The 23,316-nt window shown below is 69.7% G+C and carries 22 protein-coding genes and 2 pseudogenes; 6 read left to right on the forward strand and 18 right to left on the reverse strand.

Translation table 11 applies throughout. The features are described from left to right. From D7X96_RS32935 to D7X96_RS32965, 7 genes and pseudogenes are all read right to left on the reverse strand, one after another. Positions 1-337 (reverse strand): annotated as a pseudogene (locus tag D7X96_RS32935) (hypothetical protein); the annotation flags it as partial. 101 nt (positions 338-438) lie between these two features. Beyond that, positions 439-1,170, reverse strand: coding sequence for a metallophosphoesterase family protein (locus tag D7X96_RS32940; RefSeq protein WP_014397091.1), 732 nt, complete (start codon positions 1,168-1,170; stop codon positions 439-441). Between the two features lie 7 nt (positions 1,171-1,177). Then, on the reverse strand, positions 1,178-1,516 hold the full coding sequence (locus D7X96_RS32945) for a TIGR02266 family protein (protein ID WP_120551581.1): 339 nt from the start codon (positions 1,514-1,516) through the stop codon (positions 1,178-1,180). A gap of 163 nt (positions 1,517-1,679) precedes the next feature. Beyond that, on the reverse strand, positions 1,680-2,606 hold the full coding sequence (locus tag D7X96_RS32950; protein WP_014397093.1) for a PfkB family carbohydrate kinase: 927 nt from the start codon (positions 2,604-2,606) through the stop codon (positions 1,680-1,682). 127 nt (positions 2,607-2,733) lie between these two features. After that, the gene (locus tag D7X96_RS32955; protein WP_120551582.1) at positions 2,734-4,263 is read right to left on the reverse strand and encodes an MlaD family protein; all 1,530 of its coding nucleotides are present in this window, start codon (positions 4,261-4,263) and stop codon (positions 2,734-2,736) included. Positions 4,264-4,381: 118 nt separating this feature from the next. Next, a complete protein-coding gene (locus D7X96_RS32960; protein WP_120551583.1) occupies positions 4,382-5,119 on the reverse strand; it encodes an ABC transporter ATP-binding protein in 738 nt (245 codons plus the stop codon). Positions 5,120-5,154: 35 nt separating this feature from the next. After that, positions 5,155-5,970 carry an MlaE family ABC transporter permease gene (locus D7X96_RS32965; protein WP_120551584.1) on the reverse strand — a complete coding sequence of 272 codons (816 nt, stop codon included), beginning with the start codon at positions 5,968-5,970 and terminating at the stop codon, positions 5,155-5,157. Between the two features lie 234 nt (positions 5,971-6,204). Here D7X96_RS32965 and D7X96_RS32970 point away from each other — a divergent pair, with 234 nt between their 5' ends. The 3 genes from D7X96_RS32970 to D7X96_RS32980 are packed head-to-tail and all read left to right on the forward strand — an operon-like array spanning position 6,205 to position 9,053. Next, a complete protein-coding gene (locus tag D7X96_RS32970) occupies positions 6,205-6,771 on the forward strand; it encodes a hypothetical protein (RefSeq protein WP_120551585.1) in 567 nt (188 codons plus the stop codon). Positions 6,772-6,816: 45 nt separating this feature from the next. Further along, positions 6,817-8,214 carry a hypothetical protein gene (locus D7X96_RS32975; protein WP_120551586.1) on the forward strand — a complete coding sequence of 466 codons (1,398 nt, stop codon included), beginning with the start codon at positions 6,817-6,819 and terminating at the stop codon, positions 8,212-8,214. Next, a complete protein-coding gene (locus tag D7X96_RS32980; protein WP_147442910.1) occupies positions 8,211-9,053 on the forward strand; it encodes a hypothetical protein in 843 nt (280 codons plus the stop codon). The genes D7X96_RS32975 and D7X96_RS32980 overlap by 4 nt, the downstream gene beginning before the upstream one ends. 6 nt (positions 9,054-9,059) lie before the next feature. On the opposite strand, the gene D7X96_RS32985 is transcribed toward D7X96_RS32980, so the two are convergent. The 6 genes from D7X96_RS32985 to D7X96_RS33010 are packed head-to-tail and all read right to left on the reverse strand — an operon-like array spanning position 9,060 to position 15,799. Then, a complete protein-coding gene (locus tag D7X96_RS32985; RefSeq protein ID WP_121771546.1) occupies positions 9,060-9,761 on the reverse strand; it encodes an RluA family pseudouridine synthase in 702 nt (233 codons plus the stop codon). Continuing rightward, positions 9,758-11,251: a M16 family metallopeptidase gene (locus D7X96_RS32990; protein WP_120551589.1), complete on the reverse strand. Its 1,494-nt coding sequence runs from the start codon at positions 11,249-11,251 to the stop codon at positions 9,758-9,760. Before D7X96_RS32990 ends, D7X96_RS32985 begins: the two co-directional genes overlap by 4 nt. Positions 11,252-11,256: 5 nt before the next feature. Beyond that, a complete protein-coding gene (locus D7X96_RS32995) occupies positions 11,257-12,597 on the reverse strand; it encodes a M16 family metallopeptidase (RefSeq protein ID WP_120551590.1) in 1,341 nt (446 codons plus the stop codon). Positions 12,598-12,624: 27 nt separating this feature from the next. Further along, positions 12,625-13,284 (reverse strand): response regulator, encoded by a 660-nt coding sequence (locus tag D7X96_RS33000; RefSeq protein ID WP_120551598.1) that lies wholly within the window; start codon positions 13,282-13,284, stop codon positions 12,625-12,627. A 5-nt stretch (positions 13,285-13,289) separates the two neighbouring features. Then, on the reverse strand, positions 13,290-15,479 hold the full coding sequence (locus D7X96_RS33005; RefSeq protein ID WP_121771547.1) for a serine/threonine-protein kinase: 2,190 nt from the start codon (positions 15,477-15,479) through the stop codon (positions 13,290-13,292). Continuing rightward, positions 15,476-15,799 carry a hypothetical protein gene (locus D7X96_RS33010; protein WP_121771548.1) on the reverse strand — a complete coding sequence of 108 codons (324 nt, stop codon included), beginning with the start codon at positions 15,797-15,799 and terminating at the stop codon, positions 15,476-15,478. The genes D7X96_RS33005 and D7X96_RS33010 overlap by 4 nt, the downstream gene beginning before the upstream one ends. An 86-nt stretch (positions 15,800-15,885) precedes the next feature. Between D7X96_RS33010 and D7X96_RS33015 the strand changes: the two genes are divergently transcribed. After that, positions 15,886-17,583 (forward strand): HAD-IG family 5'-nucleotidase, encoded by a 1,698-nt coding sequence (locus tag D7X96_RS33015; protein ID WP_120551593.1) that lies wholly within the window; start codon positions 15,886-15,888, stop codon positions 17,581-17,583. Position 17,584: 1 nt separating this feature from the next. On the opposite strand, the gene D7X96_RS33020 is transcribed toward D7X96_RS33015, so the two are convergent. Further along, the gene (locus D7X96_RS33020) at positions 17,585-18,367 is read right to left on the reverse strand and encodes a class I SAM-dependent methyltransferase (protein WP_120551594.1); all 783 of its coding nucleotides are present in this window, start codon (positions 18,365-18,367) and stop codon (positions 17,585-17,587) included. 426 nt (positions 18,368-18,793) lie between these two features. Here D7X96_RS33020 and D7X96_RS33030 point away from each other — a divergent pair, with 426 nt between their 5' ends. After that, entirely contained in the window at positions 18,794-19,168 is a 375-nt protein-coding gene (locus D7X96_RS33030; RefSeq protein WP_121771549.1) for a DUSAM domain-containing protein, read from the forward strand. A gap of 6 nt (positions 19,169-19,174) precedes the next feature. On the opposite strand, the gene D7X96_RS33035 is transcribed toward D7X96_RS33030, so the two are convergent. The 4 genes from D7X96_RS33035 to D7X96_RS33050 form a co-directional block, all read right to left on the reverse strand. Further along, positions 19,175-21,337, reverse strand: coding sequence for a sensor domain-containing diguanylate cyclase (locus D7X96_RS33035; protein WP_120551596.1), 2,163 nt, complete (start codon positions 21,335-21,337; stop codon positions 19,175-19,177). After that, positions 21,334-21,615, reverse strand: a complete 282-nt coding sequence (locus D7X96_RS33040) for an FtsB family cell division protein (protein ID WP_120551597.1) — start codon at positions 21,613-21,615, stop codon at positions 21,334-21,336. Before D7X96_RS33040 ends, D7X96_RS33035 begins: the two co-directional genes overlap by 4 nt. Positions 21,616-21,708: 93 nt before the next feature. Beyond that, entirely contained in the window at positions 21,709-22,236 is a 528-nt protein-coding gene (locus D7X96_RS33045; protein ID WP_121771550.1) for a TlpA family protein disulfide reductase, read from the reverse strand. Beyond that, positions 22,233-22,733, reverse strand: a complete 501-nt coding sequence (locus D7X96_RS33050) for a Fur family transcriptional regulator (RefSeq protein WP_199747343.1) — start codon at positions 22,731-22,733, stop codon at positions 22,233-22,235. The genes D7X96_RS33045 and D7X96_RS33050 overlap by 4 nt, the downstream gene beginning before the upstream one ends. Before the next feature lie 238 nt (positions 22,734-22,971). Between D7X96_RS33050 and D7X96_RS33055 the strand changes: the two are divergent. Further along, positions 22,972-23,316: pseudogene (locus tag D7X96_RS33055) on the forward strand (hypothetical protein); the annotation flags it as partial.

Raw genomic sequence — 23,316 nt, forward strand, 5'->3', positions numbered from 1 at the left:
GGCGGGGAATGTTCGTCTGGGTGGGGTCCAGGGTGGGCACCGAGCGCGCGCTCTGCACCGCGCGGCGCTTCTCCTCCTGGGCCGCCTGCATGCGCGTGCGGCCCTCCTGGATGCGCTGGAGCAGCGACTGGGACGCGGCGGAGTCCACGCTGTCCGCGGGCACGCGCTTCAGCTGCGCTTCAATCTCACCGATGGAGGGGTCCAGGTACGCCTCGTCCAGCTTCTGGCCGTAGAGCGCCGTCCAACGGCTGCTGGCCTGGGCGAAGTCGGGCGAGGGCGGCGCGGGCGAGCGGCTGCACCCGGCGGCGAAGAGGAGGGCTGCGAGACCAAGGCCCATGAAGGGCCGCTTCGGACGGAGGACCTGGGGGCGCACGGCCCCGGTTTATGCCACCTTCCGTCCGGCCGCGCCCCTTTTCCGCACGGGGCGCGCCGTCGTGCCTACACGCCCAGGAACAGGCGCTTGCCGAAGTTGAGCGCCAGGTCCGCGTCGAAGATCTTCTGCGCGGAGGTTTCGATGTCGTACTCCACGCGCAGGTACTCCACCGTGCGCGCGTCCGTGTCGCAGATGACGAAGCAGGCCCGGTTGTCGTAGTCGCGCGGCTGGCCCACGCTCCCCACGGACACGATGTACTTGTAGCCCTTGCGCAGCACGAACTTCTGGGCCACCACGTCGTTCACCTCGCCGTTGCCAATGGCGAACGCGCGGCACAGGTGGCTGTGGCCAATGAAGGTCACTTCCGGCAGCTCCGCCACGTACGGCGTCAGCTCCCGCGCCTGCTCCAGCGCGAAGATGTACTCGTACGCCTTCGGGTCGATGGGCGAGCCGTGGCAGAAGCCCACCTCCCCAATCCGGTACGTGTACGGGAGGCTGCGCAGCCAGGCCAGGTTCTCGTCGGAGATGACGTTGGCGCTCCAGTCGAGCGCGTGCCGGGCGGCGTCGTAGTAGTACGAGTAGTCCATCCGCCCCGCCACCGCCGCGTCGTGGTTGCCCAGCAGCGTGATCTCCGCCACCGAGCGCACCAGCTCACAGCAGGGGTTGGGGGACGCCCCGTAGCCGACGATGTCCCCCAGCGACACGAAGCGGTCCACCTTCTGGTGCTCCGCCACCCTCAGCACCTCCGTGAGGGCCTCGATGTTGGAGTGGATGTCGGAGATGACGGCGATGCGCATGGGAACCCTAGGGGTGGGTTTGCTGCTGGGAGATGATGCGCCGCAGACTCGTCAATGCGTCCGCGTCCAACGCTTCGAATCTCAGGCCCATGCCGGGAGGCCGGCCGGACGGCTGCTCTTCCTGACGCAACCACACGACCGTGGCCTGGGCCTGCAACTGCGTGTCCGTCGCCTGCTGGGTGAGCCGCACCTGCGCACGCGTCCCCGCCGCCAGCGGGGTGCTCGTCCTGACGAAGAGGCCACCCTCGCTCAGGTTGGCGATGCGTGCATACAGGGTCACGTTCTCACCCTCGCACCAGCAGCGCAGGAGGGTGCCGACCCGCGCGTGCTTTCGATTTTCGCTCAACCCGGGGGGACCTCCCGACGTGGCAGCTTCCCGTCCACGCCGGCGCTGAAAAAGGACGTCCGCACCGGATTTATTCATCCACTGCGTCCGCTCGAGCCTAGGAAGGGTGGGCGCGGCCCGTCAAGTTCCACACCGGGTCCTCCCTCTTCCACCCAACGCTCCCCTACCCGCCCAGCGGGCCCAGGTCGTCGAAGTGGGTGAGCTTCTTGAACTCGGCGAAGCGGGCGTGGATCTCCGGGCGCTGCACCTCGCGCAGGCGCTCCAGGCTGAACTTCTCCACGGTGAAGGAGGCCATCACGCTGCCCATGACCATGGCCTTGCGCAGCACCTGCTGATCCACCTTGCCGCCGGAGCTGGCCAGGGTGCCCATGAAGCCGCCGGCGAAGGTGTCACCCGCGCCGGTCGGATCGAAGACCTCCGACAGGGGGAACGCCGGGCAGGCGAAGATGTGGTCGTGGTCGAAGAGGAGCGCGCCGTGCTCGCCGCGCTTGATGACCACGCGGGACGGGCCCATGGCCAGGATGGCGCGGGCGGCCTTCACCACGTTGTGCTCGCCGGACAGCTGGCGGGCCTCCGCGTCGTTGATGAAGAGCAGGTTCACGCGCTGGAGCGTCTTGAGCAGCGCCGGACGGCTGCCCTGGATCCAGAAGTTCATCGTGTCCGCGGCCACCAGCTTGGGCGCCTTCACCTGGTCCAGCACGCGCGACTGGAGCTCCGGGTGGATGTTGCCCAGGAAGACGTAGGGCGTCTCGCGGTAGGCGGCCGGCAGGTTCGGGGAGAAGGACTCGAAGACGTTGAGCTGGGTGTCCAGCGTCTGCGCCTCGTTGAGCTCCCAGCCGTACTTGCCCTTCCAGCGGAAGGTGCGGCCGGCCTCGCGCGTCAGCCCCTCCAGGTCGATTCCGCGCCCGCGCAGGAACTGCAGGTGCGACTCCGGGAAGTCCTCGCCAATCACCGCCACCAGCTGCACGGGGCCGAAGAAGGACGCGGTGGTGGAGAAGTAGGTGGCGGAGCCACCCAGCACGTCCTCCTTCTTGCCGAAGGGCGTTTCCAGCGAGTCCAGCGCGATTGAACCGACGACGAGAAGAGACATGGAGGCTTCTTCCTGGGGGTGACCCGGCGCGGGGACGACATCGCGTCAGGGCACGGCGCATTCCAGGGGAAACCCCGTGCCCGTGCCGGGTACGACACCTTCCCGGCAACGTCAAGGGGACAACGGTCTAGAAGGCCGGAACGCCGATGGTGGTGATGAGGGCCTTCAGGTCGTCGTCGGTGAAGAAGAAGCCCGCGCCGAAGAAGAAGTCGCGGCCGGCGATGAGGCGCCGGGTGGCCGCGTCGCGCTGCCGGGCGTTGAGGATGTCGTCCATGCCCGCCATGACGTACACGTGGTCGAACGCCTGGGCCTTCAGCATGCCACGCAGGCGAGGGTAGCGCAGCTCGTCCGCCGTGAAGTTGAACGCGTCCATCTTCAGGGTCAGCACGTCGTCGAAGAGGTGCAGGTCCGCGCCCACGCCGCCCGTGGATTCGATGAGGCCCACGCGCAGGGTGGTGAAGTAGTAGCGCTTGGCGAACTGGAGGCTGACCTTGAAGGACTCCTTGGTCACCTTCTGCGTCTGGATGACCGGGTCGCCCTCGGACGGCGGGTTCGTCTGGACCACCTGCGTGCTGACGGAGCCGCGCGGGTCGTCGATGATCTCCAGCAGGTAGTACTTGTCCGGCTTGGGGATGAGCTTCAGCGTCAGGCCGTTCTTCGACGCGCCCTGGGACACCAGGTAGCTGCTGAACAGGCCCACCTCCGTCTGGAGGGTGGAGAGGCGGGTGGCGAACTCGCTGACGTCGGTGACGGCCTCGGAGACGCGCTGGCCCAGCTGCTCGTCGGTGAGCAGCGCGCCCGCGGCGCCCTCGCCGTCCTTCACCTTGCGGGTGATGTCCTCCAGGTTGGCCAGGGTGTTGTCCAGCCGGCCCAGCGTCTGCTTGAGGCTGGAGACGCTCTCCTTGAACTCCCCTTCCCCGCTGCCCACGATGTTCTTGACGGTGCCCAGCACCTCGCGGACGTCCTGGGTGATGCGCTCCACGTTGGTGACGATGCGCGTCACCTCCGCGCCGTTGCCCTGGGTGATGGCGCGCACGTCGGAGGACACGCCCTCCACGTTCGCCATGATGGTGTCCAGGCGGTCCGTGTTGCGGCGCACCGTCGCGTCCACCGAGTCCGACAGGCGGACCAGGTTCTCCACGATGCGCTCCAGGCTGCCGGCGCCCTTCTCCCCGCCCAGCACCTCGCGCAGCGCGCCCGTCACCTGCTGGATGTCGGAAGTGATCTGCGACAGGGACTCGAAGACGGCCTCCACGCCCTGGGTGTCGATGACGCGGCGGATCTGCCCGCCGTTCTCCAGCTCCGGCGCCTGCTCCGTGCCGGGGTTCAGGTCCAGCAGGTAGTCGCCCAGGAGGGATTCCGAGCGCTTGGTGACCGCGGCGTCCTGCCGCAGGTCCACGCCCTTGCGGATCTTCAGCCAGATCTTCGCCCGGGTGCCCTCCAGGCTGATGTCGCTGATCTCTCCCACGGGAATGCCGGCGATCTGCACCCGGCCGCGCACCGCGAGGCCAGACGCGTCCCGGAAGTAGGCCCACACCTGCGTGGAGTCACGGTCGCTCAGGCCGCCCTTCTTGGCGAACAGCACGAACGTGATGAGGAATCCTCCGGCGGCGAGGACCAGCAGGCCAACACGGAAGGGCGTGACGAGCTTCTTCACCTGATGTGACTCCGAGCGCTACCACCGGCCGCGCGCGACTCTAACGATTTGCATGCCGGGTGCCAGCTTTTCATGAAGGACTGGAATCCTTGGGGGACCGGCTTCCCCACCCCATGTCCTAGTTCTTGCCGAACCACGTCTGGAGGAAGACCTGGACGGCCGGGTGCTGGGACTGCCGCAGCTGCTCCGGCGGGCCGTGCTCCACGATGACGCCCTTGGACAGGAAGGCGATCTGGTTGGCCACGTTGAAGGCGGACGCGATGTCGTGGCTGATGACCACGCTGGTGACGCCCAGCTCCTTCTGCGCGGTGAGGATCATGTCGTCCACGGAGTCCGTGGTGATGGGGTCCAGGCCGGTGGTGGGCTCGTCGTAGAGGACGACCTTGGGGTCCAGCACCACGGCGCGCGCCAGGCCCACGCGCTTGCGCATGCCGCCGGACAGGTCCGCGGGGAAGCGGTCCTCCACCGCGCGCTTGAGGCCCATGAGGTCCAGGCGCTTCCTCACCTGGACGCGGATCTCGTCCTCGGACAGCTTGGTGTGCTGGCGCAGCGGGAAGGCGACGTTCTCGAACACCGTCATGGAGTCGAAGAGCGCGGCGGCCTGGAACACCATGCCGAAGCTGCGGCGGACCTGCTGCAGGCCCTCCACGCCCATGGGGACGATGTCCTGCCCGTCGACGATGACCTTGCCGCTGTCCGGCTTGAGCAGGCCGATCATGTGCTTCATCAGCACCGTCTTGCCGGAGCCGGAGCCGCCCAGGATGACGCAGGTGCTGCCCGCGGGCACGGTGAGGTTGATGCCGGTGAGGACCTTGTTCCCCGCGAACGTCTTGTGCAGGTCCACGATGTCGATCATGGCCCGCTCGGAGCCGGGCGGAGTCGGGGCGTTCATCAGTGCATCAACATGCCGACGATGAAGTCGAGGATGAAGATGGACAGCGCGCTGGCGACCATCGCCTCGGTCGTCGCCTGGCCCACGCCCTTGGCGCCGCCGGACGCGTTGTAGCCCTTGAAGCAACAGATGAGGGCCACGGCGAGGCCGAAGATGGCGCCCTTGATCAGCCCCTCGTAGACGTCGGCCGGGGCCATCCACTGCTGGGTGCGGGACAGGAACGTGCCGGGGGAGATGCCCAGGCCGAAGACGGCGACCACGTAGGCGCCCGTCATGCCCGTGGTGTTGAAGAGCATGGTGAGCGCGGGGACCATGAACAGGCCCGCGAGCACCCGGGGCACCAGCAGGTACTGCACCGGGTTGACGGCCATGGTCTCCAGCGCGTCCACCTGCTCGGTGACGCGCATGGTGCCCAGCTCCGTGCACATGGCGGAGCCGGCGCGCATGGTGACCATCAGCGCGGCGAACACGGAGGCCAGCTCTCGCGTGAGCGTCAGGGCCACCGTGGGCCCCACCAGGCTCTCCGCGTCGAAGAGGGCGAACGCCGTGGACGTCTGGAGGGCGAACACCATGCCGGTGAAGGTGCCGGTGAGCCCCACGATGAAGATGGAGCCCACGCCCACGAAGTCCAGCTGGGTGAAGAGGTTGTGCAGCCGGAACGGGCGGCGCACGCTCCAGCGGAAGACATCCAGGCCCAGGGCGACCACGCCGCCAATGCTGCTGACGACGTCGATGATGCCCTTGCCGAGGCCCTCCACCGACTGAGTGAAGGCGCCGGTGAACCGGTTGGGTTTGCTGGGGGTCTCGGTGGTCATGCGTTCAGGCGGGCGACTCTACGTGCTCCGGAACGCCGCACAAGGGAAGTGAGCGCCGGGCCATCCCACCCCCACCTCCATCGGCTGGTTGGCCGGTGGGCTCCCACGCGGCACGCGGGTGGGATGCGATGGGACTTCCTCCGCCAGGGGTCGGCCGTTATGTTGCGCGGCCCTCTTTACTTCCACGCCCGGCGCGCCCTGTGGGGAGTTGCCGGGCCAGAGCGACACGACAGCATGGCTACTCAGAAGGTCGGCGGCGAGGTGGATGCCCAGTGCACCCGCTGCAAGATGAATCTGGCGCACACCATCCTCGCGATGGTCGGTCCCAAGATCGTGCGCGTCCGCTGCAACACCTGCGGCGGGGACCACGCGTTCCGGGGCGCCGCGGGCGTCACGGACCGCCCCACCAAGGCCTCCACCACCCGCGCGCCCCGCGCCGCCTCCAGCACTCCCCGCGCGGAGAAGGTGATCATCTCCTTCGACGAGCAGCTGGCGGGCAAGGACATCGCGAGCGCGCCCAAGTACAGCCCCAAGGACACCTACAAGGTCGACCAGGTGATCCACCACCCGACGTTCGGCGTGGGCCTGGTGACGGCGGTGCGCGGCGACAAGGTGGACCTCACCTTCCGCTCGGACACCAAGACGCTGGTGCACGGCCGCGGTGGCCCGCCGACGGACAAGCCCGCCTTCAGCCCGCCCACGACCAGGCAGTCGGGCCCGGCGGACAAGCCCATGGCCGAGCTGCCTTCGGACGCGGAGTTGGACGCGCTCCCTGAGACTTCCTTGCCTTCCGGGGATTGACCTGGAGGCAGGAGCGGCGGTCAACTGGGGCGCTGGGTTTCCCGTATGCGTCCGCCGCTCCAACTCGCTGTCTGCCTCTTCGTGCTGGGTGCCGCCGTCGCGCGCGCGGAACCGCCGGAGGTGGAGGCGACGCCCGGGCGCGTGGTGCTCGGGCAGGACGCGACCGTGGAGGTGCGGGTGCGGGTGCCCAAGGGCGCCGGCCCCGTGCGCGCGGCGGCCTCCTCCGGCACCTGGGCCCAGGCGAAGCTGGAGGGCGGCGCCGAGCGCGTCTTCCACTGGACGCCTCCGCCGGTGCGCTATCCGCTGTGGGCGGTGCTCGCGTTCTGGGTGGAGGACGGCCGCGCGCCGGAGGTCACCACCGTGCGGCTGCCACTCCTGGGGCGCACCACGCTGGACGTGTCCACCGCGGCGGGCGCGGAGGTGGTGGTCGCGGTGGGCGACGCGAGATTCGGCCCGGTGAAGGCGGACGGGCATGGCCGCGCGCAGGTGCCCGTGGAGGTGCCTCCGGACGCGACGGAGGCGCGCGTGCTCGCGACGCGGGGAACGCTCACCACGGATCGCCGCGCGCCGCTGGAGGTGCCCGCCGCGCGTCCGCTCGTCGTCGCGCTCACGCCGGATCCGCTGCCCGTGGAGGGCGGTGGCTGGCTGATCATCGAAGGCGCCGGGGAGCGGATCACACCCTCGGAGCTGGCCGTGGTCGCGGAGGGCGCCACCGTGAAGCCGGAAGGCGCGCGCTACACGGTGCGGCCGCGCGCGGACGCGAAGGACGTGTCCGTCTCCGTGCGCTGGCGTGATGCGCCCACCAGGGACGCGGTGATGATCCGGAGCGCGGTGAAGCCCGCGGCACCCAAGGTGGAGCAGTTCGTGGAGGTCCCGACCACCGGCTCCATCTTCCCGGGGCATGGGGTCTGGCGTCCGGTGTCGTGGAATCCGTCGCTGTTCCTCCTGGGCGGCGCCGCGTTCGCGAGCGGCGCCAACGGTGGACCGCTGCTGGGACTGGGCGTGTCCGTGCCGCTGCCGGTGTGGCGCCACCGCGTGGCGGCGGAGGCGGAGGTGGGCCTGCGCCACGCGAGCCTGGATGGTCAGCAGGGAGACACCCAGGTGCATTCGCGTGTGTGGGGGATTCCCCTGCTTCTGTCCGCGCGGATCGCCCTTTTCCAGCAGGGCTCCTTTCAGCTGGACGGCCGTGCAGGCGGCGGAGCCCTGGCCTTGAGCCATCACCTGTCGACAGAAGGCATTGGGACCGGGGACGTCTTTCCTGCCGCCGTGGATGAGCGCAGAGTGCGCGCCATGGGATTCCTGGCCGCGCAGGGCGCCTATCAGCTGGGCCGCTTCAGCCTCCTCACGGAGGTGCGCGCGGCATTGGCGCCCGTGAAAACTCCGTCGCTGCGCGCCCAGCTGGGCGGCGTATCTGTATCCGCGGGGCTGAGGTTCTTCCCGTGATGCGCGCGGGCCTGGGCGCGGTGGGCCTGGCGGTGCTGGCGTGGGCCTGCGCGGGCGACCCCTCGGCGCTGCCCGCGCCCAGCATCGTCTCCGTGGAGCCGGCGACGCTGCCGGTGAACGCGAAGGACCAGGACGTCACGGTGCGCTTCGACGCGCGCTACGGCGTGGCCGTGGACTACGGCGCGCGGACGGTGGAGGCGCGCATGGGTTCAGGCCGCGTCTGGGTGGACGACAAGGAAGCGACGGTGACGCGCTTCGACCCGGAGGGCGTCGCCATCGCGACGGTGCCGAGGGGCCTGGGCGCGGGCGCGCACGCGATACGGCTGCGGCTGGACGACGGGCGCGAGGCGGTGGCCGAAAGGGCGCTCACCCTGCGCCCACCGGGGCAGGAAATCATCGACCCGCCCCTGCTCGAGGACGGGGGCGTGCTCATCGAGACCGACGCGGGGCCCATCCACGGGGGCTTCGACGGAGGGGTCGACACCGAGGATGGCGGAGTGCAGGTGGATGGGGGCCCCGGGCCGGACGTGCCCATGCGCGAGGGCGACATCACCGGGTTCTCCTTCGACGACATCGAAGGCACGCGCGTGAGCCGGACGTCCTTCGCCATCACCGTGCACGCGCAGGGGCCCCGGGCCGGGGACTTCCAAGGCTCGCTGGAGCTCTACGCGTCGCGCGGAAATGTGACGCCCGCCAAGATTGGCCCCTGCATCGGCGGCCTGTGCCTCGGGTTCGTTGCCCTGGACGCACCGGCGGGCAACGTGCGCCTCAGCGCCAGGGACAGCTTCGGCGCGACCGGCGAGTCCAACACGTTCCGCCTGGAGCCGTACAAGGAGTGAGGCGGCTCACCCCGCCGCGCGCAGCAGCTCCAGCGTGCGCTGCATGTCCGGCGGCAGCGGTGAATCCACCCCGCGCGCGGGCACCCCGGGAAGCGCGGGCCACTCCACGCGCGCGGCGTGCAGCGGCGTGCGGGTCAGGACTTCTTGAGCCCCCTGCCCTCCCAGGTCGCCCTCGGTGAGCGGGGCCTCGCGGCCGTACTGGTGGTCCACGAGCAGCGGATGTCCCAACGACAGCAGGTGCACGCGGATCTGATGCGTGCGGCCCGTCAGCGGCTCCGCCTCCACCAGGGACGCGCGCGCGAAGGTCTCCACCGGCCGCACCCGCGTGCGGGACGGCTTCGCGTCCGGCTCCTGGGGCCCGGCCACGCGCATGCGTCCCTTGCGGCCGGCGACGAGCGGCGCGTCCACCATCTGGGGCGCTTCCAGCCGGCCCTCCACCAGGGCGCGGTAGCGCTTGCGCACCTTGCCCGCCTCGAAGGCCTGGGACAGCGCGCGGTGCACGTTGGCATCCATCGCGAACACCAGCGCGCCGGACGTGTCGCGGTCCAACCGGTGCACCACGTAGACCTTGCGGCCCAGCGCGGCCTCCAGCGTGTCGCGCAGGGACGGGCCACCCTCGCGGCCGGGGATGACGAGCACCCCGGCCGGCTTGTCCACCACCATCACGCCCGCGCCCTCGAAGAGGACGCGGGGAACGTCACCCCTCATTCGTAGTCCGACGCCGGCACGACGGTGATGGGACCCAGCCCTTCGAGCAGCGGCTTCACCTCCGACGCCTTGCCCAGCACCACGATGAGGGGCCGGTCCGCGAACGCGTACTTCTTCGCCGCGGCGGCCACGTCCTTGGGCGTCACGGCGCGCAGCCGGTCGCGGAACTTCTCCACCCAGTCGTCGCCCAGGCCGTGGATGCGCATGTCCGCGATGACGGAGGCCACGGACTCGTTGGTCTCCGTGCGCAGCGGATACAGGCCGGCCAGGTAGCTCTGCGCGTCCTTCAGCTCGCGGGGCTTCAGGCCGCTGTCGCGCACGCCGTGGATCTCCTTCAGCGCCACGTCGATGATCTCCCGCGTGGACGCCGTCTTCGTGAACGTGGACAGCGCGAAGATGCCGCCCGCGCTCATCGTGTCGAAGTAGGAGCTGACGCCGTAGGTGAGGCCCCGGTTGACGCGGATCTCGTTCATCAGCCGCGACGTGAAGCCGCCGCCCAGCGCGATGTTCATCGCCGTGGCCGGGAAGTAGTCCTCGTGGCCCAGCCAGAAGCCCGGGCCGCCCAGGCGCACCTGGGACTGCGTCTGGTCCGGCTTGTCCACCAGCAGCACCGTGCCGGCCTTCGCCAGCGGCTCCTGCTTGCGCGGCAGCATGGGCTCCGCGTCGGGGCCGCCCGTCCAGCCGGCGAAGGCGCGCTCGGCCTCCGCGGCCACGGTCGCCGGGTCGATGGCGCCCACCACCGTGAGCAGGGAGATCTTCGGCCCCATGCACCCGGCGTGGAAGCGGACCACGTCGTCGCGGGTGAAGGTGGCCACGGTGCGCTTGTTGCCGCCCAGGTCGCGCCCGTACGGGTGGTCCCCCCAGATGGCGCGCGTGAAGGCGCGGTCCGCGATGGAGGACGGATCATCCAGGTCGTTGGCGAACTGCGCCAGCGCGCGCTCCCGGGCGTCCACGACCTCCTGCTCCGGGAACGTGGGCTCGCGCACCACCTGTCCCAGCACGTCCAGCATCGCGGAGAAGTGCTCCGCGGGCGTGGTGAGGTAGACGGACAGCACGTCCTCGTTGACGCCCGCGTAGAGGCTGGCGCCCACGAACTCGATGGCCTCGCTGATGCCATCCGCGTCCATGCTCTTCGTGCCCCGGCGCAGCAGGCGCGCGGTGAAGTCCGCCAGGCCGTCCTTGCCCGGCGGGTCGAACACGCCGCCCGCGCGCATCACCAGCCGCACGGAGATGAGCGGCAGCGGGCCGCGCTCCGCGGCGATGACCCGCAGGCCCGTGGACGTGGTGCTCTCATGCAGCGCGGGCAGCTTCAATTCGCCGGTGGCGGCGGACTTCGGCGCGGGCGCGGCCTTCAGCAGCTTCTTCGCGCGGGCCGGGACGGCCTTCTTCGCCTGCGCGACCTTCTTGCGCGCGGCCGAGGCCTGCTTGCGCACGACCTTGGCGGCCTTGCGGACGGTGTTCTTCACTTTGGCGATCTTTCGGGAGGCCATGGTTCTCAAGCCTCCGCCGCTTCGTCACCGGCTTCTTCAGCGCCGGCTTCGGGATGGAGGGTGACCACCGAGCGGCGCTCGGGGGCGAAGTACTTCGCGGCCACGTCCTTCACCTGCTCCGCGGTGACGGACGCGTAGAAGGTCGGCAGGGACAGGCCCTCGCGCCAGTCGCCCAGCAAAGCCTCGTAGTGGCCCAGGGCGTGGCCCCGGCCGCTGTTGGTGGACAGCTCCCGCAGGTGGTCCGCGCGCAGGTTGTTCTTCGCCTTCTGCAGCTCCTTGTCGGTGACGCCGTCGCGCGCCAGCTTCGCCAGCTCCGCGTACAGCTGGCCCTCCACCTTCGCGGGGTCCGAGTCCGGCTTGAGCTCCAGGTAGAACAGGATGGTCCCCGGGTCGATGCGCCAGCTCCAGTCCAGCATCACCGACACGGCGGCCTTCTGATCGTAGACCAGCGACTTCACCAGCCGGCTGCCCTCGCCCTTGGTGAGGATGTACTGGACGACGTCCAGCACCAGCGTGTCCTCGTTGCTGGCGGCGGGGCCGCGAAATCCGATCATCACGGACGGCGACTGCGCGGGGTGGCGCACCACGGCGCGGCGCTCGCCCTTCTGCTCCGGTTCCGCGTTGAGCACCGGCGCCGGCGTGGGGCCGCGCGGGATGTTGCCGTAGTAGCGCTTCACCAGCGCGAGCGTCTTCTTCGGGTCGATGTCCCCGACGATGTAGAGCACCGCGTTGTTGGGCGCGTAGTACGTGCGGAAGTACTGCTGGCAGTCCTCGCGGGTGATGTTCTCGATGTCCGCCATCCACCCGATGACGGGCCAGCGGTACGCGTGCGCCTTGTAGACGAGCGTGCCCAGCTCCTCGTCCATCATCCCGGGGATTTCATTGTCCACGCGGACGCGGCGCTCCTCCATCACGACCTGGCGCTCGCTGGCCAGGGTCTGGTCGGAGATGCGCAGCGAGCGCATCCGGTCCGACTCCAGGTCGAGCACCGTCTCCAGCGCGTCCGCGCTGAAGTCGTCGTAGTACACGGTCATGTCATTGGACGTGTACGCGTTGGAGCGGCCGCCGTTGGACTCCAGCGTCTTGTCGAACATCTTGGGGCCGTACTTCTTGGCCCCGTTGAACATCATGTGTTCGAACAGGTGGCTGATGCCGGTGATGCCGGGCCGCTCGTTGCGGCTGCCCACCTGGAAGAAGGTGTAGAGGCTGACCACGGGGGCCTGATGGTTCGCCAGCAGGCGGACCTTGAGGCCGTTGGGCAGGGTTGCCTCGTGAACGTCGAAGAGCGCTGCGAGCGTGGGGTCCACCGCGCGCACGGCGGTGGACCGCGGGGATGCCTTGGACATAGGTGCCACACCGTAACCACGGCGCGGCTAGAGATCCACGACACCTTGACGCAGGGCCATCACCACCGCGTCCACGTGCGAGTTGACGCCCATCTTCCGGTAGATATGCGACAGGTGCGTGCGCACGGTGCGCCGCTCCAGCGTCATCACCCGCCCCACCTCCGCGTTGGACAGGCCCTTGGCCACGTAGCGAAGGACGTCCAGCTCCACCTCCGTCAGCCCCCAGGGAAGCTCGGCGGGCTTCTGGGCGGGCTTCGCCTGGACGGACTGGAAGTAGTTCCAGAAGCGCCGGGCGATGATGGGCTCCAGCACGGTGCCCCCGTCCATGACCTCCTGGATGCCGGAGCGGATCTTCTCCGGCCCCACCCGCTTCACCAGGTAGCCGGACGCACCGGCCTGGATGGCCTCGTAGACCTTCTGCTCGTCCTCGAAGGACGTGAGGATGAGGATCTCCACCTCCGGCACGCGGCGCTTGACCTTCTGGGTCACCTGGATGCCGTTGAGGCTGGGGAGCTCCAGGTCCAGCAGGACCAGCTGCGGGCGCTCGCGGACGATGTCGTCCACGGCCTGCTCGCCGTCCTGGGACGTGCCCACCACCTCCAGCTCCGGGAAGGTGCCCAGCACCTTGACCAGGTTCTTCAGGAGCTGGGGCTGGTCCTCGACGACGAAGATGCGCGTGCGCTCCACGGAACTCACCGCCTGGTGGGGGGAGGCTGGAACTGTTCCTCCAGTTTCTGGTGCTGGCCCCGCGTGAAGCGGAGCTGGAAGTCCTTCTCTTCGCCGGTGGAGATGGCCACCACGCGGATGTCGCGCGTGCCCACGCGGACCGGGTAGTTCAACAGCGGCGTCGAGCGGCGCACCTTCACCCCGTCGATGAAGACGTTCGCCGGCAGGTTCGTGCGCAGCGACAGGAACGCGCGCTGGCTCTTCGGAGGAACGTCCGGCTCGGTGGTGTCCTCGTCCTCGATGTCCCTCGCCGCCGGGTCGACGGGAGGCGCGGGCGGAGGGGGCGTGATGGGCTTGAGCGCGGACGGGTTCGCGGGCGTGCCGTTCGCCACGGGGGCGTTCGGGTCGTAGCGGGGCAGCTCCGGCTCGTGCACGGGGTCCAGCCCCAGCCGCCACGCGGCGACCGCGAACATGAACAGGCCCACCAGCGCGATGCCGCCCGCGATGAACATCAGGCGCTTGCGGCGGGCGGCGGTGTCCACCGCGTCCATGCGCGGCGTCTCCACCGTGTCGAAGCGCTGGTGCACTGGCAGGTGCCGGTCCGACGGCGCGGGCTCCGCCATGTCGGAGCGCACGCGGGGCTCCGCCTTGGGAGGCGCCATGCGGCGCTCGGACCGGGGCTCGGCGGGAAGGGCCTCGGTGGGCTCGGCGCGGCCCCGGCGCTCCTGGGCGGGCGCGGGGGCTGCGGAAGGCACGCCTCCGCCCGCGGGGAGGATCGCCGTCTCCTGGCCGGGCGCCCTCCCCCCTGCGAACTTCGCGGGGCGCAGGGCCGGGCGCTTCGCGAGCGGCGGCTCTTCGTTCGAGCCTGGCGGCGGTCCGGGGCGCATGGCGGCGCGGCGGCCGGTGGGCACGGGCGGCTCGTCGTCGCCCAGGGGCGGTCCGGAGAAGTCCTCGATGACCTTCACGCGAGGATTGCGTCCCGCGCGAGGCGCCGCCGGGCCTTCGGACTGACGGCGGGACTTCTGCGCGAGCACGCCGGGTGGCGCGTCCCAGCCCTGCTCCAGGGGGCCCGCGGGCGAAAGCTCGGTGCTCCGCGGTTCGGACTCCGGGAGGGGTTCGTCGTCCACGGACGCGTCGGCCGCGTAGTCCTCGGGGCGGAACTCCTCGAAGCCGGGCATGGCCTCCTGCGTTTCGGCGGAGGACTCTTGCGCCGTGGGCGCGCGGCTGTACGGGGCGCGCTGGACGATGGAGGCCTCGTGCTCCTCGGCGTGCAGGTCCTCCATCTCCGCGCCGGAGATGGGCTCCAGGTCGAAGGGCTCCGCGAACGGCACGGGTCCTGGAGCGGCGAGGCTCACCTCGTTGGGGAACAGCTCCGACACGAAGCGCGCCACCTCCTCCGCGCCGGGCAGGCCGCCGCCCGTGGAGAGGAAGTTGCGCAGGGACTGGGCGAACTCGCCGCACGAGCGGAAGCGCCGCTGGGGCGCGGGATCCAGCGCGCGCATGATGGCCGGATCCAGCCGCGAGTTGATCCGCCGGTCCAACCGGCTGGGCGGGGGCAGCGCCTCGCGGCGGGTGCTCACGCCGCTGCCGGGCACCACGGCCTCGCGCAGCGTCAGCAGCTCGTAGGCGATGGCGCCCAGCGAGTACACGTCGGACGCCTCCGTGGGCGCCTCACCGCGAGTCACCTCCGGCGCGCGGTACGCGCTGCGTCCCCGGTGCGCGAACGTGCGCTTGAGCTGGGGCACGGCCAAGAGCGCCTGGAGCGCGCCGAAGTCGCAGATGGCCGGGAAGCCGTCGCGGGACAAGAGCACGTTGCCGGGGGTGATGGCGCCGTGGACGACGCCCGCGTCATGCGCCAGCTGCACGGTCTCCAGCAGGTCGATGACGATGGAGAGCGCCACCGTGGGCGGCAGGAGGACTTCCTTCGTGTTCAGGCGCTGGAGCGCGATGCCCAGCGTGAAGCCGTCCACGTCCTCGCGCACCACGGCCAGCCGCTGGCGCACGAAGCCCACGTCCACGACGTGCAGGAGGCCCGGGTGGCGCACGGGCTGGAGCCTCCGCACCGTCTCCGCCAGCTCGCGGGCATAGGCGGGGTCGGAGGTGCGCGGCAGGAAGAGCTTCACCGCGACGTTGACGGTGGGCAGCAGCAGGGCCTCGTACAGCTCCGCGAGGTCGCCTGCCTCCGTGCGGCCAGTGAGCCGGTACATCCCGCTCATCGGGGCTTCCGGGGCGTCTTGGGCATGCTGGCGCGGCGGCGGGACACTGCGGCGAACATGAAGCCGCACCACACGCACGACTCACCGCGCCGTCCGCGAGGCAGCTCCAGGGTGCAGCCAGGGCAGCGGGGCCGGGGCCTGGTGGTGCGGACGGTGGCGGCGGAGATGCTGGCGCGGCTGCGGACGGGCGGAGGCTTGCGGGCCTCCAGGGCGAGGCGGGCCTCCAGACGGCGCACCCGGTCCTCCAGCGCGGTGATGCGAGCGGACAGGCGCGCGTGGAGGTCCTCGGCGGAGGCCGGGGATGGACGTGGGGAGCGCATCGTTGGACAGAAGCGTGCCAGCCCCGTGCGAAGCCCGCAAGGACGCGGGCGAAGGGCCTGCCGCGCGTGTTATGTCTTGAGGTCCCGTGGCGCCCTACCTCTCCCCTTACCATCCCATCCCGGGCGGACCCTTCGCGGATCCGCTGCACGGGAGCTTCCGTTCCTCCATCCGCCGCGAACACACCGCCGACGCGGCCCGCAGGGCGAGGGACCTGCTCACCGACGACGTGCTCGGCCGGCTGCTCACGACGCCGCGTGAGGCCGTGGACCAGGTGCCGCATGCGCGGGACGTGTTCGTCAACCGCAACCTGCGCATGGACCACATCGAACTCATCGGGTTCGACATGGACTACACGCTGGCCATCTACCACATGCGCCGGCTGGAGCAGCTGTCGTTCGACATGACGCTCGCGAAGCTGATCAGCGAGTACGGCTACCCGCCGTTCGTGGGCGGCCTGATCTACGACCATCACTTCGTGATGCGCGGGCTGGCGGTGGACCGCGTCAACGGCAACGTCCTGAAGATGGACCGCTTCGGTCACGTGGGGCGCGCGTACCACGGCCTGCGGCCGCTCAAGCGCGACGCGTGGAAGGAGCTGTACCGCAACAAGCGCGTGCGGCTGCGCAACCCGCAGTTCGCGTGGAACGACACGCTCTTCGCGCTGCCGGAGACGTGCTTGTATTCGGGCATCATCGAGCTGATGGAGTCGCTGGGGCACACCGTGAACTACGGCAAGCTCTACGACGACATCCGGGAAGCCATCGACACGGTGCACCGGGACAACTCGCTCAAGCGGGAGATCCGCAAGGACCTGGCGCGCTACGTGTTCCTGGACCCGGAGCTGGGGCCGGCGTTGCACAAGCTGCGCTCGGGCGGGAAGCGGCTGTTCCTTCTGACGAACTCCGCGTGGGACTACACGAACGCGGTGATGCGCTACCTGTTGGACGGGCAGCTGCCGGAGTACCCCAGCTGGCGCAACTACTTCGACTTCGTGGTGACGGCGGCGGGCAAGCCGGCGTTCTTCACGGAGAATCGGCCGTTCCTGGAGCTGGACTCGTCCACGGAGGCCGGCAAGGTCGTGGGCGAGGCGAAGTCGCTGGAGCGCGGCACGGTGTACTCGGGCGGCAACCTGGCGCAGTTCGAGGATTTCACCGGCTACCGGGGCGAGCACATCCTCTACGTGGGCGACCACATCTACGGCGACATCCTGAAGTCGAAGAAGTCCTCGCTGTGGCGCACGTGCATGATCGTCCAGGAGATCGAGGACGAGATCACGTACACGGACGCGCATCGCGAGGAGATCGTCACGCTGTCGGAGGTGGAGCTGACGCGGGCGCGGCTGGACGACGAGGTGAACCACCGCAAGACGGTGCTCAACGCCCTGGAGCGCCGGCTGGAACGCGAGGCGCTGTCGGAGCCGGAGCGGCAGGAGGCGGAGGAGCTGCGCAAGAAGGCGAAGGCGGAGCTGGAGAAGCTGCGCCGTTCGTTGAAGGAGACCAACGGCATCGCGGTCACGCTGGAGCGCGACGTCGAGGAGGGCTTCAACCCGTACTGGGGCCTGCTGTTCAAGGAAGGCAACGAGAACAGCCGCTTCGGCTACCAGGTGGAGCAGTACGCGTGTCTCTACACGAGCCGCGTGTCGAATTTCCTGCACCACTCGCCGATGCAGTACTTCCGCTCGCCGCGCGACCTGATGGCGCATGAGCAGGCCGGCGCGCTGTCGAGCAAGCTGTCTCCGATGGGGAGCGAGGGTCCGCCGAAGGGGTCGGTGGAGAAGGAGTAGCTCAGGGAAGCGCGGGCAGCCGTCCCCAGATGACGTCACTGAAGCGCGAGGTGGGCTCCGGCTGGATGCCCACCTTCTTCAGGTCGTCGGTGTGACGGGCGCCCTTCACGACGACCCACCGGCGGGCGACGCGTCTCCCCTCCTCCACGGCTTCGGGAGTGAGGGGAGCGTGCTCCGCGAAGCGGCGCAGGACGTCGAAGGCGGGCTGGGCCTTCTTGGGCTTGGCGAACATCGGATCGAAGAAGACGACGTCGAAGGACTTCGAGGGCAGCGTCTTCAGGTACGCGTGCGCGTCTGTGTGAAGCACTTCAATGGCGCACGAGTCCGCGCCCCGGTCGTAGCGCTGAAGCCCCTCCGCGGCGACGATGCACAGCGGCAGGCTCTTCTCCAGGCCCACGACACGACCCGTGGGCCCCACGGCCAATGACGCCACGAGAGCGTCCTGGGCCAGGCCCAGCGTGCAGTCGAGCACGGCATCCCCGGGGACGATTTCGGCGACCTTGAGGAACGCATCATCGCGCTGTCCCTGCCGAAGGCGCATGCGCCGCAGGTGCGCCATGCCCGCATGGAAGCCGAACGAGCCCTGCGGCTCCCACAGCGTCACGCCATCACCGCCCACGACGAGCAGCGCATCGACCCTGGTGCCCAGCCAGGGCGCGATGCCCTCACTGGAGCGGCGAGGCATGAACGGCAGACTCCACCGCTGCGCCACGGCCCGCGCCTCGCGCACCGTGGCCGCATCCGTCTTCGTGCTGGTGGTGACAGCGAGGGGAACCGGAGTCATCAAGAAGAGGGTCCCATACCATGGGCCTCATGAATTATCGGTCCTGGATCGCCGTGCTCGCGGCAGGGGCTCTCACCGGAGGCTGCGCAGCCGCTCCGCTCGCGACGTGCACGCCTGCGGACTCGACCATGAGCTGTTGCATCAAGTCGCATCCCCTGAGCCCCGTCGATAGCTGCGGCGCTTCAGAGGCCGAGGCCATCGCAGCACTCACCGCGCTGAAAACGGCTTACGAAGCGTCACGCCTGACTGAAGACGACTTCGCCAACAACGCGCAGCTTCCTGAATGGCAGCAGGCGTGCATTCGCAGTTACGTCGACTGCAAGAACCAGGGATGGAAGGGACGTTGCTATGAATGTTTGAGATACTGCGAGGGGCAGCACGAATGGCCCTTCAAGGCGTGTGCTCCCACCTCCAGGAAGTAAGGCCATGGTCGAAGACCTCGAAGGCGACTGGCATCAACTTCGCGTGCTCGACACGCGCGCCCAGCAGGAGAGCGCCATTGTCCTGGACGATGCCCTTCGCGACCTCTTGCGACGCGTGGGCCCCTCCGTGGCCATGCCCGCCGCGGAAGTAGAAGCCGGGCTGCGCACCCCGGAGGCCGCGCTCACCCTCCTCCACCGGATGCGCCAACGCGTCACGGAGGGCTCGCGGCGCATGAGCGATGCCCTCCACCGCATGTACCGGTTGCGCGACCAGGGCGACCTGGACGGCGCGCGCCAGCAGATGCGGGACCTGCTCGCCGTGGAGGTCGTGCCGTACTACCGCGAGCTCGCGCAAGGCCAGCTCGCGGACCTGGACTGAACCGCCCTACTCCGCGACCGCTGCCAGCTTCCGGCCGCCCTGCATCTGCGCCACGGTCACGGACTGGTTCCGGCCGTTGCGCTTCGAGTGGTACAGGCACTGGTCCGCCAGGTCGATCATCTGCTGCTTCTCCATGGCGTTGTCCGGGAACGTCGCGATGCCCAGCGACATGGTGATGCGCAGCGGGCCCATCTCCGTCTGGAACACCTCCGCCATCACCGCCTCGCGGATGCGCTCCGCGATGATCTTCGCGCCCTGCACGTCCGTCTCCGGCATCACCATCACGAACTCCTCGCCGCCGTAGCGGGCGACGACGTCCGTGTCCCGCGCCAGCGTCTTGATGATGCGCGCCACGCCCTTGAGCACCTGGTCGCCCGTCGGGTGGCCGTAGGTGTCGTTCACGCTCTTGAAGTGGTCCACGTCCGTCAACATGATGGAGCACTTGCGGTTGTACCGCCGCGCCTGCGCCAGGATGTCGTCCGCGCGCGACTGGAACGTGCGGTGGTTGAGCAGCCCCGTGAGGCCGTCCGTCGTCGCCATCTTCTCCATCTGCTCGTAGAGCTGCGCGCGCAACACCGCCTGCGCCGCCTGGATGGCGATGACCTCAATCATCCGCAGCACGTCCTGCTCGAACGCCGCCTTCTTGCGCGACCCCGCCACCAGCGTCCCAAGAATCCGGTCCCCCGCCACCAGCGGGAAGATCTTCAGCGCGCCCAGGCCGCGCACCTGCGTCTCTTCATCGAAGATGACCTGGCGGTCCATCGCCTTGATGTCCCGCCCCGGCAGCGGCGCCCCGTAGCGCACCACGTTCGCCACCAGGCCGTTGTTGTCCTGGAACGTCTGGCCCTCCAGCGCCTTGCCCTGCGCCGTGACGCCCGTCATCCGCGCCACGCGGTGCACCCGCTTGCCCTCCTGCTCCGACACCAGCGTCACCGCGCAGAAGTCCAGCCCCGCCAGCTGCCGCGTCGCCTCCAGCACCGCCACGAACACCTGGTCCGGGCTGCCCGCGCGGTTGAGCTCTTCAATGGCCCGGAAGAACCGGTCCTTCTCATCGCGCGTCTTGCGGATGTAGCTCATCACCCGCTCCACCTCGATGGAGCGCAACACCTCTCCCGCGATGGTGGTCAGCATCTTCTCGTCCTGGTCCGTGAAGGGCTCGTTCTTGAGCTTGTCCGCCACCAGCACGCCGCGCACCAGGCCGCTGCCCTCCAGGATGGGCACCGCCAGCAGCGCCTGCACCGTGGGGCCGCCGCCCTCGTAGTACGTGACGCCCTTCAAGCCCTGCGGGGAGTTCATCCGCACCGGCGCGCGGCGCTTCAGCACCCCGCCGATGATGCCCTCGCCCGCGTTGAACTTCTCGCGCTGCACCCGCTCCGAACCGGACCGGCAGTCGTACAGCTTCAGGCTCCGGTCGTCCGACGTGAGCAGGAACGCCGCGCAGGTGTCCGTGCGCAGGCCCGTCTCGGCAATCTCGAGCGCCGCGTGCACCGCGCCCTCAATCTCCTTCACCGACGCGACCAGCCACTTCTCGTCGGAGTTCATCCCGCTGAAGCTGTCCTGCGTGCCGGAGGACACCAGCCGGAAGGTGCGCGCGCGCTCCTCCACCTCGCGGATGCGCTTCTGCACCGCGTCCGACTCCGCCCGCTTCGCCACCAACATCCGCGCGGACAGCACCAGGTGGTACAGCCCCGCGAACAGCGCCAGGAACAGCGTGTGCGTCAGGAACCCGGTGACGTTCACCACCGGCCCGCCCAGCGTCACCAGGCCGTCGTACACCAGCGCCACGCCCAGCAGCGTCATGCCCGCGTTGCGCGGCAGGAACGCCACCAGGAACGCCATCAAGAGATAGACGATGGGGAACAGCTCCCCGCCGCCAATGGCCACCACGATGAAGGCCGCGGAGATGAGCCCGCCGCCCAATTCCAGGTCGTCGCGCAGGTCGATGACCGCGCCCACCGACGAGCGCATCGCCCGGCGCCACGCCGCCATGCCGATGCCGACGAGCAGCCCCATCACCAGCGCCGCTTCCGTCCACCCCAGCGTGTGCAGGCCCCTGAAGCCGCCCTGCGCCAGGTGGACGAAGGTGGCCAGCGCCACCGCCGCGGGGATGGCGCGGAAGAACGCGCGCACGAGCTTCGCCGGAGAGGGAACCGCGGGCAGCGAGGTCATGGCGACTCCAGATGGAAGACGATCTCGCCCGGCTTCACGTAACCGAGCTCCTCACGCACCGACTGCTCCAGCGTCGCCGGATCCTTGCGCAGCGCCGCGATCTCCTTGCGGAGCGCGTCGTTCTGCGCGGCCAGCGCGCGGTTGCGCTCGTCGAGCGCCTCCACGTCCTGCCGCAGGCGCAGGTAGCGCCGGAAGCCCTTGGCGTCCGCCACCGAAGCGAGGCTGAGGGCCACCGCCACCACCGCCGCCACCATCAGGAGCTTTCGCCGGGACGTCATGAGCGCCGGCGAAGGTACCAGCGGCCCCCCTGCCCGCAAGAATTCCGCTCCAGCCCTGTAGCACCCCGGCAGCACCCCGGGTGGCGAGTGGAATCAGTCCGCCTTCAGCAGCTTTTCAATGGCCTTGGCCACGTCCGCCTGGCCCTCGATGCCCTGCCACGCGGCCACCGCGCGGCCGTGCCTGTCCAGCAGCACCGTGCTGGGCAGCGCCCGGATGCGGCCAAAGGCGCTCTGCCCCGCGCGCATCCGCTCATCCGACAGCAGCAGCGGGTACGGGAAGGCGTAGTGGTCCGCGAACGGGCCCAGCACCTTGCCCTCGTCGATGTCCATCCCCACCGCGACGACCTGGAAGCCCTGGGGCCCGTACGTCTCTTGGAGCTGCTTGAGCGTGGGCAGGTCCGCCAGGCACGGGAAGCACCAGGTGGACAGGAAGGACACCAGCACCACCTTGCCCGGGAGCTGGCGCGGGTCGTAGCGCGTGGGCCCCACCGACGGCAGCCACAGCGCCCGGTAGAACGCGGGCCCGGCGTCCACCGGTCCGCCGTGGGCACAGGCGCCGGTCAGAGCCAGCGCAGCCAGCGCCACCGCGCACAGGAGCGCGCGCCGTCGCACCGGGCTCAGGCCTCGGACCCCGGCGGGCCACCCCGGAGCTGACACTCGCGGCACAGGCCGTACAGCTCCATCTTGTGCGACGTCACCGTGAAGCCGTGCTTGCGCGCCACCGCGTCCTGGAGCGTCTCGATGCGGTCGTTCTCGAACTCGACGATGGTGCCGCAGCTGGTGCAGATGAGGTGGTCGTGGTGCTCGCGCCCCGCCGCCGCCTCGTAGCGCGTCTGCCCGTCACCGAAGTTGCGCGCGTGCGCCAGGCCGCACTCGTTGAGCAGCTTCATGGTCCGGTACACGGTCGCCACGGACACCTTGGTGTCCTGCTCGCGCACCTTGTTCCACAGCTCCTCCACGGACAGGTGTCCGCCCACCTCGAAGAAGGTGTCGATGATGAGGCTGCGCTGGCGCGTGCTCTTCAGCCCGTGCTGGGCCATGTAGCGCGCCAGGACCTCGTCCTTGTCCTTGTCCGAGGGGCCGTGGGAGTGGGAGTGGCTGTGGTGATGGGTCGTCATCTGCAATCTCTGAAGCACCCCATGTGTTGGGGTGGGGATGCCTGCTCCCGCAAGACAATTTCAATGGCCGGCCCGGGCAAGCGCCTGCTCCCCCGCTGACTACCACGGACTCCGGTGTCTTCGGCTTGCGCCGCGCGTGAGCTGTTTACATTGAGGCCGGACTGGCTCATTGACACCTGTCTGGCCGCGAAGATAGAGGCATCCGCCCTCGTAAACGAGCAATTTTCCGAACCTTTCCATGATCAGTCCCTGGCAGAGAAGACGGCAGCCCGATGACGTGCCCACCCCGGTGGCGGTGGCGGTGTCGGACTTCTGCCGACGCGCGAAGGCTCCGGCCCCCGCACAGCAGGTCCGCGAGGCGCTCGCGCTCCTCACCGAAGAGGAGGACTTCCGGGTCCGCGCCCTCACGGATGGTGAACCGGAGACGTCCCCCCTGGGGCCCTTCGCGGTGGTGGACATCCTGCGCGGCGTGACGCCGTCGCTGGCGGCCCAGCGCCAGGAGTGCGGGTACTACGACGTGGTCCAGGAGCTGGCCCAGGTGCGCGAGGAGAAGACCCCGCCCCCCGCGCCCGCTCCCACGACG

The organism is Corallococcus interemptor (genome assembly GCF_003668875.1).
In the GTDB taxonomy this organism is placed as follows: Bacteria; Myxococcota; Myxococcia; order Myxococcales; family Myxococcaceae; genus Corallococcus; species Corallococcus interemptor.

What these genes read in the sequence shown, in the direction of transcription:
- D7X96_RS32940 (WP_014397091.1), bottom strand. Translation starts at nt 1,170, where the DNA reads ATGCGCATCGCCGTCATCTCCGACATCCACTCCAACATCGAGGCCCTC.
- D7X96_RS32950 (WP_014397093.1), bottom strand. Translation starts at nt 2,606, where the DNA reads ATGTCTCTTCTCGTCGTCGGTTCAATCGCGCTGGACTCGCTGGAAACG.
- D7X96_RS32960 (WP_120551583.1), bottom strand. Translation starts at nt 5,119, where the DNA reads ATGATCGACATCGTGGACCTGCACAAGACGTTCGCGGGGAACAAGGTC.
- D7X96_RS32965 (WP_120551584.1), bottom strand. Translation starts at nt 5,970, where the DNA reads ATGACCACCGAGACCCCCAGCAAACCCAACCGGTTCACCGGCGCCTTC.
- D7X96_RS32970 (WP_120551585.1), top strand. Translation starts at nt 6,205, where the DNA reads ATGGCTACTCAGAAGGTCGGCGGCGAGGTGGATGCCCAGTGCACCCGC.
- D7X96_RS32975 (WP_120551586.1), top strand. Translation starts at nt 6,817, where the DNA reads ATGCGTCCGCCGCTCCAACTCGCTGTCTGCCTCTTCGTGCTGGGTGCC.
- D7X96_RS32985 (WP_121771546.1), bottom strand. Translation starts at nt 9,761, where the DNA reads ATGAGGGGTGACGTTCCCCGCGTCCTCTTCGAGGGCGCGGGCGTGATG.
- D7X96_RS32990 (WP_120551589.1), bottom strand. Translation starts at nt 11,251, where the DNA reads ATGGCCTCCCGAAAGATCGCCAAAGTGAAGAACACCGTCCGCAAGGCC.
- D7X96_RS32995 (WP_120551590.1), bottom strand. Translation starts at nt 12,597, where the DNA reads ATGTCCAAGGCATCCCCGCGGTCCACCGCCGTGCGCGCGGTGGACCCC.
- D7X96_RS33005 (WP_121771547.1), bottom strand. Translation starts at nt 15,479, where the DNA reads ATGAGCGGGATGTACCGGCTCACTGGCCGCACGGAGGCAGGCGACCTC.
- D7X96_RS33010 (WP_121771548.1), bottom strand. Translation starts at nt 15,799, where the DNA reads ATGCGCTCCCCACGTCCATCCCCGGCCTCCGCCGAGGACCTCCACGCG.
- D7X96_RS33020 (WP_120551594.1), bottom strand. Translation starts at nt 18,367, where the DNA reads ATGACTCCGGTTCCCCTCGCTGTCACCACCAGCACGAAGACGGATGCG.
- D7X96_RS33030 (WP_121771549.1), top strand. Translation starts at nt 18,794, where the DNA reads ATGGTCGAAGACCTCGAAGGCGACTGGCATCAACTTCGCGTGCTCGAC.
- D7X96_RS33035 (WP_120551596.1), bottom strand. Translation starts at nt 21,337, where the DNA reads ATGACCTCGCTGCCCGCGGTTCCCTCTCCGGCGAAGCTCGTGCGCGCG.
- D7X96_RS33040 (WP_120551597.1), bottom strand. Translation starts at nt 21,615, where the DNA reads ATGACGTCCCGGCGAAAGCTCCTGATGGTGGCGGCGGTGGTGGCGGTG.
- D7X96_RS33050 (WP_199747343.1), bottom strand. Translation starts at nt 22,733, where the DNA reads ATGACGACCCATCACCACAGCCACTCCCACTCCCACGGCCCCTCGGAC.